Source organism: Microbispora sp. NPDC049125, assembly GCF_040802045.1.
Classification (GTDB): Bacteria; Actinomycetota; Actinomycetes; order Streptosporangiales; family Streptosporangiaceae; genus Microbispora.
The window spans coordinates 75,814-85,222 of sequence record NZ_JBEZDW010000038.1 but is presented as its reverse complement, the minus strand read 5'-3'; the positions used below and the strand labels follow the sequence as shown (position 1 = coordinate 85,222).

Sequence of the window (9,409 nt, the reverse complement as noted above, 5' to 3'; positions counted from 1 at the left end):
ACACCCGGTTACATTCCGAACCCGGAAGTTAAGCCTTCCAGCGCCGATGGTACTGCACCGGGGACGGTGTGGGAGAGTAGGACACCGCCGGACAAACATTCACAGAAGAAGCCACCCCAACGGGGTGGCTTTTTCTGTTTCCACCAGGGGCAGCCCGGAACTCCGCGCCGCCACCCGTGGAAATGGTCACAGACCCAAGGCCGGGAAGCAGCACCTCACCGGCGACGCCGTACGCTGATGGTCGTGGAATACCGAGCCGCCGAACAAGCGATCATGGCCAGGGGCGTGGAGTGGAACTTCGACCCCACCCTTGATCGCATCGCCGCGTTGATGGAGCTCCTTGGCGACCCTCAGAAGGCCTACCCGGTCATCCATGTCGCGGGGACCAACGGCAAGACCAGCACCGCGCGCATGATCGAGTCACTGCTGCGCGAGCGGAACCTGCGCGTCGGCCGCTACACCAGCCCTCATCTGACCTCCGTCCGCGAGCGCATCGCCGTCGACGGGGAGCCCCTGTCGGAGGAGCGGTTCACCGAGGTGTACCAGGACATCGAGCCGTACCTCGAACTGATCGACGGCAAGGTGGGCCGGCTCAGCTTCTTCGAGGTCCTCACCGCGATGGCGTTCGCGGCGTTCGCCGACACCCCCGTCGACGTCGCGGTCATCGAGACCGGCATGGGCGGCACGTGGGACGCCACCAACGTCGCCGACGGCACGATCACGGTGATCACGCCAATCTCCCTCGACCACACCGACTACTTGGGCCCCGACGTCGCGACGATCGCCGGGGAGAAGGCCGGCATCATCAAGCCGGGGGCCACCACCGTGCTGGCACAACAGCCACTCGACGCGGCCGAGGTGCTGATGCGGCGCGTGGCCGAGGTGGGCGCCGTCGTCGCGAGGGAGGGCCTGGAGTTCGGCGTCCTCAACCGCGACCTCGCGCTGGGCGGCCAGATGCTCGGGCTCAAAGGGCTCAAGGGCGTCTACGAGGAGGTCTTCCTGCCGCTGTACGGCGCGCACCAGGCGGCCAACGCGGTCAGCGCCCTGGCGGCCGTCGAGGCGCTGACCGCCGGTGACGAACCGCTCGGCGACGAGCTGGTGCGGCAGGCGTTCGCCCAGGCGTCCAGCCCGGGCCGGCTGGAGATCGTGCGGCGCGGCCCCACCGTGGTCCTCGACGCGGCCCACAACCCGGCCGGCATGGAGGCCACGGTCGACGCGGTCACAGAGGCGTTCGGGTTCACCCGGCTGGTCGCGGTGGTCGCCGTCATGGGGGACAAGGACGTCGACGCCCTCCTGGAGCTGCTTGAGCCGATCGTCGAAGAGCTCGTGGTGACCCGCAACTCCTCTCCCCGGTCGATGACGGCCGGCGACCTGACCGCTCGGGCGGAGAGCGTGTTCGGCTCGGACCGCGTCCACGAGGTGGAGCGGCTCGACGACGCCATCGACACGGCCATCGGCCTGGCCGACCAGGGCGACGAGGTCGGCTCCGGGGTGCTCATCACCGGCTCCGTCGTGACCGTGGGCGAGGCGCGGCTCCTCCTCAAGGGAGAGGCCCGATGACCGTGGAGGGCGGAGAGTCTCCCGCGAGGGACGCCGGCGGCATGTTCGACGTGACACCCGGAATGCGCAGGCTCTGCGCGACCGTGCTGTCCATGGAGGCGGTCGTGGTCGCACTGACGACCCCCGTGGCGATCCAGATCAACGACGTCCCTCCGGCCACGGCGCTGACCGTGGGGCTGGGGCTGGCGGTCCTGTGCGTCGTGGTCACCGGCCTGCTCAAACGCCCGGCGGCGTACGTCGCGGGCACGGTGATCCAGCTTCTCGCGATCGCGACGGGGTTCCTCGTCCCGGCCATGTTCTTCCTCGGAGTGATCTTCACGATCCTCTGGGTCGCGGCCATCTTCGTCGCTCGCCGTGTCGAAGGGGCGACGAAGCGCTAAAGTCGGCAACCATGGCCGTCCCTCCCGTTCCGCAGACTCGGGCCGCCGTGGCGGCTCGCGCCGTGCGCCTCCCCCTGCTGTTAGACGTCGTCATCGGGCTGCTCACCGCGGTCGCCCTGCCTCTCGCGGTCGTCGCGATCCCCAACACCATCTCGATCGTGGCGGCGCTGCTGCCACCGGGGGTGTCGCAGGTGGCGATGATGCGCGCCCATGGGCTCGCGCTGCCGGCGATGCTGCTGACGGTGCCGCTCGCGGCGGTGGCCGTGCGCCGGTTCCGGGCGGCGCCCATCCTGGTGGCCGGGCTCACGCTGCTCGCCCTCGCCGACGTGGCCGGTGGGTACGCCGGATCCACCTCGCTGGTCGGAGCGCTGCGCGTCCTGCACGGCGTGGGGGCGGGCATGCTCGTGCCGGCCACCCTCGTGGCCGTGGCCGAGCGTCCCCGCCGCAGGGTCCTGCTGGCCGTCTGGGCCGGGGCCCTGTCGGCCAGCCTCCTGTCGGCGCAGGCTCTCGCGTTGTGGCCGCTCGACGACGTGAGCTCCTGGAAGGTCACGCTGCAGCCGTACCCGCTGCTGACCGGCGTCGCCCTCGCTCTCGCCGCGGCCTACCTCGTCCTGTGGCTGATCGCCGGGGACGACGGCGCGGAGACGGCGACCGGCGAAACCGTCGCCGAGAAGATCAGTATGGAGAAAACCGGCTCCGGGACCCGCGCGGACGCCCTCAGCGCGGAAGTCAGGCCGGCGCGTGGCCGGGTCACCGCGGCGGAGCGCGGGCGGCTCCTGCTGGCGGCCGTCCCGGCGGCCGGCATCGCGGTGCTCGCGATCGGCACGACCTTCGACTGGCCGCCGTCCCTGGTGGTCGTCGCCGCGGCCGTCGCGGTGCTCGCGATGCTGGGCCTGGCCGCCGTCGGCACGTTCGAGGGGCCGGGCGGCCGTACGCTCGCCCTGGCGAACGTGGCGATCGGCCTGGTCGTCCTGCCCACCGCGGCGCAGACCACGTACGTCGAGCTCGGCGGCCTGGGCGGCCCCGGGCTGAAGGGCCTGTGGCTGCCGTTCCTGATCGCCGTGGTGGCCGCGTTCGCCGCCGCCGTCGTGGCGGGGACGCTGCCCGAGGCGCTCGCCCCCCGTCTCACCGCCGGCGGCCTGGTGGCCGTCGTGGCGGGGCTGTGCGCCATCCGCCTGCTCGTTCCCGACGCGTACGGCCCGCCGCTCGTGGTGCCGTTCACGCTGCTCGCGGTGGGATCGGCGGTGGCGCTGGTGAGCGGTCTGCGGCTGGCGGGCGTCGGGGCGGCCCTGCTCGGGCTGTCGCTGTGCTTCCCCGCCGTTCTCGCGGGATTCCTGCTCGGGACCGGCATCCAGGTGGACCGGCTGCGCGAGGCCACCGGGTCGCCCACGGCGACCAAGCAGGACGTCGTCGACGGATTCATCGACGCGCTGCACATCTGGGCGCTGGCGGGCGGCTTCGTGGTGGTCGGCGTCATCGTCCTGTCGTCCGTGCTGGCCAGGCGGGGCCCGGCAGCCGAACGTACGGCGCCGGGCGCAACGCCGGACGGGCACGTGACGATCCCGGCGCCCACGCCGTCACCGGAGGGTGAGCACGGCGCGGCGGGAGAGCAGAGCACGGAACGGTAAGCTGCGGTTGCGTTGGAGCTCCCGAGTGCCGTCTCATCCGAGCGCGGCGAGAGCGACGCCATCTGAGCAGCACACACCGACTTAGGAGAGAAGCCGTGTCCGAGCGTACGCTTGTCCTGATCAAGCCCGACGGGGTCCGTCGTGGCCTCGTCGGGGACGTCATCGGCCGCATCGAGCGCAAGGGCCTCAAGCTCGTGGCGATGGACCTGCGCACGCTCGACGCCGAGACGGCCAAGACCCACTACGCGGAGCACTCCGAGCGGCCGTTCTTCGGCGAGCTGGTCGAGTTCATCACCTCCGCCCCGCTGGTCGCGCTCGTCGTCGAGGGCCCGCGCGCGGTCGAGGCCTTCCGCTCCCTGGCCGGCCTCACCGACCCGGTCAAGTCGGCCCCCGGCACGATCCGCGGAGACCACGCCCTGGAGATCGGCGAGAACGTGGTGCACGGCTCCGACTCGCCCGAGTCCGCGGCCCGCGAAATCAAGATTTTCTTCCCGGACCGTTTCTAACCCGGCCCAACGAGAAGCCCCGGTCTAAACCGGGGCTTTTCGTGTTTTTCCAGGCGGTGAGCGATCTCTTGGCCGGGGAGCCGTGAATTTTCCCGCGGCCTGAGAGGTCGATGTGCCCAGTCATGAGCACGCCACGTTACGATTCGAGTGCGATGCGTTATCCCGCTAACCCGCTCACCACCTGAAGGAAGGCTTCCTTCCGCATGGGCAGCAAGCTGACATTTCTGGGCCGTGACATGGCTGTCGACCTTGGCACGGCGAACACACTGGTCTACGTACGAGGCCGCGGCATCGTCCTGAACGAGCCGTCGGTCGTCGCCATAAACGTCACGACCGGCAAAATCGTGGCAGTCGGAATAGAAGCGAAGCGGATGATCGGGCGAACGCCCGGCAACATTGTGGCCATCCGCCCCCTGAGAGACGGGGTGATCGCGGATTTCGACGTCACCGAGCGAATGCTCCGATACTTCATCCAGAAGGTGCACAAACGCCGGCACTTCGTCCGGCCCCGCATCATCGTGGCCGTTCCGAGTGGCATCACCGCCGTGGAGCAGCGGGCGGTGAAGGAGGCGGGCTACCAGGCCGGGGCGCGCCGGGTCTACATCATCGAGGAACCGATGGCCGCCGCCATCGGGGCCGGCCTGCCCGTCCACGAGCCGACCGGGAACATGGTGGTCGACATCGGGGGCGGCACCACCGAGGTGGCGATCATCTCGATGGGCGGCATAGTGACCAGCCAGTCCATCCGTGTCGCGGGGGACGAGCTCGACCAGGCGGTCATCGCCTTCGCCAAGAAGGAGTACTCCCTGATGCTGGGGGAGCGCACGGCGGAGGAAGTGAAGATCGCCGTGGGCTCGGCGTGCGCCTCGGGTGAGGACTTCCATGCCGAGGTGCGCGGACGCGACCTGGTCTCCGGGCTGCCGAAGACGGTCGTCATCTCCGCCGAGGAGATCCGCAGGGCCACCGCCGAGCCGGTCAACGTGATCGTCGACGCGGTGAAGTCCACCCTGGACAAGTGCCCGCCCGAGCTGTCGGGCGACCTCATGGACCGGGGCATCGCGCTGACGGGCGGAGGCGGCCTGCTCCGGGGGATGGTCGAGCGGCTGCGCGAGGAGACGGGCATGCCGGTGCAGCTGGCCGACAACGCGCTCGACTCGGTCGCGCTGGGCTCGGGGAAGTGCGTGGAGGACTTTGAAGCCCTCCAGCAGGTGCTGGTGCCGGAGCCCCGCAACTAGGTCGTGTCCTGTGGATCCACTCGACCTCTCGCGGTCGCCCGGACGGCGCCTCGCCGCGCCGCCGCCGTCACCCATGGCCCGGTCATGGGCCTGTCCTCCGCCCTGCGATGCATCGATCCGGCCGATCCTCGCCACGGTGAAGATCCGCCGGGCACCTGTTAAGGAGCGGTCATGAGAGACACCCGCCGCGCCCGTCTCGCACTCGGCCTCCTCCTCGCCGCCGCGCTGATCCTGATCACCGTCGACCATCGGGCCAACAGCGGACGGATCCTCGGCCCGGTACGCGAAGCGGCGTCCGCCGTCTTCGGGAAGATCGAGCGGGCGAGCGCGACCGTCACCGCGCCGATCACCGGCTTCGTCGGGATGCTCCGCGGGGCGCCGGTGGCGCAGCGCGCCATCGCCGACCTGCGCAGGGAGAACTCCCGGCTCAAGGAGGAGCTGTCGGCGCAGCGGATCGACCAGGGGCGGATCGACAAGCTCGACCGCATGCTGGGGCTGGCGGGCCTCGGCCGCTACCGGGTGGTGGCGGCCCAGGTGGTGGCCCGGCGGGTCGCGCCGGGGTTCGAGGACGCGGTGGAGATCGACGCAGGGACCCGCGACGGGGTGCGGGCCGACATGAGCGTGCTGAGCGGGGACGGGCTGGTCGGCCGCGTCGTCCAGGCCGGGCCGACCACCGCGACCGTGGCACTGCTCACCGACCCGGCCGTCTCCGCCGGAGCCCGGCTGGAGGGCGGGAACGAGCTCGGCGTCGTGAGCGGCCTCGGGGAGGGAGGCGGCGGGGACAACCTGGTGAGGTTCCGTCTGCTGGACTCCTCGGCGCCGCTGAGCGTGGGCCGCCGGATCGTGTCCTTCGGCTCCCAGGAGAGCAGGCCGTACGTCGCGGGGGTGCCGATCGGGGTCATCCAGCGGGTGGAGACCACGCCCGGGGAGCTCGTCAAGACCGCCTACGCCAAGCCGTTCATCGATTTCTCGGCTCTCGACGTGGTCGGCGTCGTCGTGGCCGCACCAAAGCGTGACCCGCGTGACTCCGTGCTGCCGCCGGTCCCGAAGCCTGCGGCGCCGCCGGCCCGGCGCGACGCCGAGGGGCGCGACCACCGGCCCGGCCGGGGCCGGATCGAGGCGGAGCCCGGAGGCCGGGGGCTCTTCGACCTGCCGCGCGACGCGACCGGCGGCGAGGCGCGGGGACACGGCCGCGCCCCGGATGAGGGCGCGCCCGGCGCCGCCCGCGATCCGGAGCGCGGCGGGCGTACGGACACCGCGCGCCCCGAAACAACGCGCCCCGGCACAGCCCGACCGGACGCGGCGGGGCGGGACACAGCACGTCCGCATGCGGCCCGCGACTCCAGCCCTGGCAGGAGCCCGGTGAGCAGACCTGCCAGGAGCCCCGCCGCCGGCCATGACACAGGTCACCAGACCGGCAGGACCGGCGGCGGGCCGCGGGCGGCCGCCCCGAGCCCTCCGGCCGGGAACGCGCATGCCGGGCGGGACCAGCGGCACGGGCACGAGGGAAGGGCCTGATCCTGATGCTCCGCAACCTCACCGCCGCGCTGCTGCTCCTCGCCGCTCTCGTGCTCCAGGTGAGCCTGGCGAGCCGGTTGCTGGGCGTGTTCGCTCCCGATCTGGTGCTACTGACCGTGGCCGCGCTCGCCGCGGTCCGCGGGCCGGTGCCCGGCGCGGTGATCGGCTTCTGCGGGGGTCTCGCCTACGACCTGATGCCGCCCGCCCACCACACCCTGGGGCAGTACGCGCTGGTGCTGTGCGTCCTGGGCTACGCGGCGGGCCGGGTGGGTGAGCAGGCGCCCCTGGTCACGGTGGTGGTCTGCGCGCTCCTCGGTCCCGGCCTGGAGGCCGGGTTCGGAGCGCTTCTGGGCAGCCCGGGGGTGACCTGGGACGTCGTGCGCAGCGCCTGGGTTCGAGGCGCCCTGTGCAATCTCGTGGCCGCCCCTGCGGTGTTCTGGGCGGTGACCGCCCTCCACCGGCACGGCAGGCGCGGCGGCGGAACGGAGCTCGTGACGAGCTGGAGACGGGGGACGGCATGACACGGTTGCGAGGGCGGCTGATCGTCCTGCAGATACTGGTCGTTGCCATGATCGTGGTGCTGGTGGTGCGCTTGTGGCAGGTGCAGGTCGTGCAGGGGGCGCGGTTCGTCACGGTCGCCACCGAGACCCGCACCCGCGAGGTACGGGTGCCCGCGTTGCGCGGGGCCATCCTGGACGCCTCCGGCCGCCCGCTGGTCCGCAACCGCACCAGCCTGGTCGTCTCGATCGACCGGTCCCGGTTCGAGCGGATGCCCGACGGGGGCGAGTCCGTGCTGAAGCGGCTTTCGGCGATGCTGTGGATCCCCTACCAGCAGCTCAAGCAGCGGATCAGGGCATGCGGCCCCGGGGTGACCAGGCCCTGCTGGCCCGGATCGCCGTACACGCCGATCCCGATCGCCGACCACGTCAAGCCGCGCGTCGCGCTGCAGATCCTGGAGCGCCAGGAGGACTTCCCCGGTGTGACGGCGGAGATCCAGTCGGTCCGCGACTATCCGAACGGCAAGGACGCCGCCCAGCTCCTTGGCTACCTCCAGCCGGTGACGGAGAGCGAGCTGGAGCAGCGTGAGGGCCTCAAGGCCAGCTACTCCGGCGTCGACCTGACCGGGCGTGACGGCCTGGAGGCGGTCTACGACGCGGCGCTGCGCGGCAAGCCGGGCCTGCGCCGGGTCCAGGTCGACCGGATGGGCAAGGTCGTCGCGGTCCGGCAGCAGGCGACGCCGGTGGCCGGCGAGACGCTGGTGACCAGCATCGACTCCCGGGTGCAGGCGATCGTCGAGAAGTCGCTCGCGCAGGCCATGCAGGACGTGCCGAACTCCGACGGCGGCGCGGCCGTGGTCCTCGACGTCAAGACCGGCCGGATCGTGGCGATGGCGAGCCGGCCGACGTACGACCCGAAGGTCTGGACCGGCGGCATCGCGGAGAAGGAGTACCAGCGCCTGCTGTCGGACAAGTCAGGCAAGCCGCTGGTCTCGCGGGCGATCGCGGGCCAGTACGCCCCCGGCTCGACGTTCAAGATCAGCTCGGTCTCGGCGATGATCGCGGACGGCGAACCGCTGCACGGCTCCTACCAGTGCCCGAGCTCCTACAACGTCGAGGGCCGGTCGTTCCCCAACGCGGGCGGCATGAGCCTGGGGGCGATCTCGCTGCACACCGCCCTGGTCAAGTCGTGCGACACCGTCTTCTACAAGGCGGGGTACGAGGAGTGGAAGCGGGACGGCGGCAAGACGCCGAAGGCCAAGCCCAAGGAGCCGATGCCGAACATGGCCAGGGCCTACGGCTTCGGCCGGCGCACGGGCGTCGACCTGCCGGGCGAGGCGCCGGGCCGCATCCCGGACCGTACCTGGAGGAAGGAGCTGTGGAACGCCACCAGGAACGAGATGTGCAAGCGGGCCAAGACGGGCTACCCGGAGATGAAGGACGAGAGCCGCGCCGCGTACGCCAAGCGGCTGGCCAACGAGAACTGCCTGGAGGGCTTCCTCTTCCACGCCTACGAGGCGGTCAACCTGTCCATCGGCCAGGGTGACGTGCTCGTCACGCCTCTCCAGCTCGCCCGCGCGTACGCCGCGCTCCTCGGGGACGGCAAGCTGCGCAGCCCGCGCGTCGGGTGGGCGCTGGTCCGGCCCGACGGCACCCTGGACAAGGAGATCCCGGTCCCGGTGGAGGGCCGCCTCCCGGTCAGCGACGAGACCCGCGACTACATCCGCAAGGCGCTGAGCGAGGTGCCGTCGGACGGCACGGCGGCGGGGGCGTTCCGCGGCTTCCCGATGAACGTCGTGAAGATCGGCGGCAAGACCGGCACGGCGGAGGTCTACGGCAAGGAGGACACCTCGTGGTTCGCCTCCTTCGCCCCGGCCGACAACCCGCGGCTGGTCACCGTGGTCATGGTCGCGCAGGGCGGCTTCGGCGCCTCGACCGCGGCGCCCGCGGTCCGGCGGATCTGGGAGGGGATCTTCGGCGTCGGCAAGGGTGACGACAACAAGCCGATCAAGGCGGCGCTGCCCGACGGGCGGCCGGTGAGCCGCCTGCCGTCCCTGACGGAAGAGACGGCCGGCGGCTGATGGG

8 protein-coding genes and 1 rRNA gene are annotated in these 9,409 nt (G+C 71.6%); all 9 read left to right on the top strand.

All coding sequences use genetic code 11. The annotated features are described in order from the left end of the window. Positions 1-93 (top strand): 5S ribosomal RNA (rrf, locus tag AB0B72_RS32700); the annotation flags it as partial. A 144-nt stretch (positions 94-237) separates the two neighbouring features. After that, a complete protein-coding gene (locus AB0B72_RS32695) occupies positions 238-1,560 on the top strand; it encodes a folylpolyglutamate synthase/dihydrofolate synthase family protein (protein WP_367743167.1) in 1,323 nt (440 codons plus the stop codon). Then, positions 1,557-1,940 (top strand): DUF4233 domain-containing protein, encoded by a 384-nt coding sequence (locus AB0B72_RS32690; RefSeq protein WP_367743166.1) that lies wholly within the window; start codon positions 1,557-1,559, stop codon positions 1,938-1,940. The genes AB0B72_RS32695 and AB0B72_RS32690 overlap by 4 nt, the downstream gene beginning before the upstream one ends. An 11-nt stretch (positions 1,941-1,951) precedes the next feature. Further along, positions 1,952-3,568, top strand: a complete 1,617-nt coding sequence (locus AB0B72_RS32685) for a hypothetical protein (protein WP_367743165.1) — start codon at positions 1,952-1,954, stop codon at positions 3,566-3,568. 95 nt (positions 3,569-3,663) lie between these two features. Beyond that, complete coding sequence (ndk, locus tag AB0B72_RS32680; protein WP_367743164.1) at positions 3,664-4,074, top strand: nucleoside-diphosphate kinase; 411 nt, start codon at positions 3,664-3,666, stop codon at positions 4,072-4,074. 203 nt (positions 4,075-4,277) lie between these two features. Continuing rightward, the gene (locus tag AB0B72_RS32675; RefSeq protein ID WP_367743163.1) at positions 4,278-5,309 is read left to right on the top strand and encodes a rod shape-determining protein; all 1,032 of its coding nucleotides are present in this window, start codon (positions 4,278-4,280) and stop codon (positions 5,307-5,309) included. A 171-nt stretch (positions 5,310-5,480) separates the two neighbouring features. Next, positions 5,481-6,827, top strand: a complete 1,347-nt coding sequence (gene mreC / locus AB0B72_RS32670) for a rod shape-determining protein MreC (RefSeq protein ID WP_367743162.1) — start codon at positions 5,481-5,483, stop codon at positions 6,825-6,827. Between the two features lie 5 nt (positions 6,828-6,832). Beyond that, a complete protein-coding gene (gene mreD, locus AB0B72_RS32665; protein ID WP_367743160.1) occupies positions 6,833-7,348 on the top strand; it encodes a rod shape-determining protein MreD in 516 nt (171 codons plus the stop codon). Further along, the gene (mrdA, locus tag AB0B72_RS32660; RefSeq protein WP_367743159.1) at positions 7,345-9,405 is read left to right on the top strand and encodes a penicillin-binding protein 2; all 2,061 of its coding nucleotides are present in this window, start codon (positions 7,345-7,347) and stop codon (positions 9,403-9,405) included. Before mreD ends, mrdA begins: the two co-directional genes overlap by 4 nt. Positions 9,406-9,409 lie beyond the last annotated feature (4 nt).

Excerpts from the sequence above, each read along its gene's own strand:
- mrdA (WP_367743159.1), top strand. The coding sequence starts at position 7,345 with ATGACACGGTTGCGAGGGCGGCTGATCGTCCTGCAGATACTGGTCGTT.
- mreC (WP_367743162.1), top strand. The coding sequence starts at position 5,481 with ATGAGAGACACCCGCCGCGCCCGTCTCGCACTCGGCCTCCTCCTCGCC.
- AB0B72_RS32690 (WP_367743166.1), top strand. The coding sequence starts at position 1,557 with ATGACCGTGGAGGGCGGAGAGTCTCCCGCGAGGGACGCCGGCGGCATG.
- mreD (WP_367743160.1), top strand. The coding sequence starts at position 6,833 with ATGCTCCGCAACCTCACCGCCGCGCTGCTGCTCCTCGCCGCTCTCGTG.
- AB0B72_RS32675 (WP_367743163.1), top strand. The coding sequence starts at position 4,278 with ATGGGCAGCAAGCTGACATTTCTGGGCCGTGACATGGCTGTCGACCTT.
- AB0B72_RS32695 (WP_367743167.1), top strand. The coding sequence starts at position 238 with ATGGTCGTGGAATACCGAGCCGCCGAACAAGCGATCATGGCCAGGGGC.
- AB0B72_RS32685 (WP_367743165.1), top strand. The coding sequence starts at position 1,952 with ATGGCCGTCCCTCCCGTTCCGCAGACTCGGGCCGCCGTGGCGGCTCGC.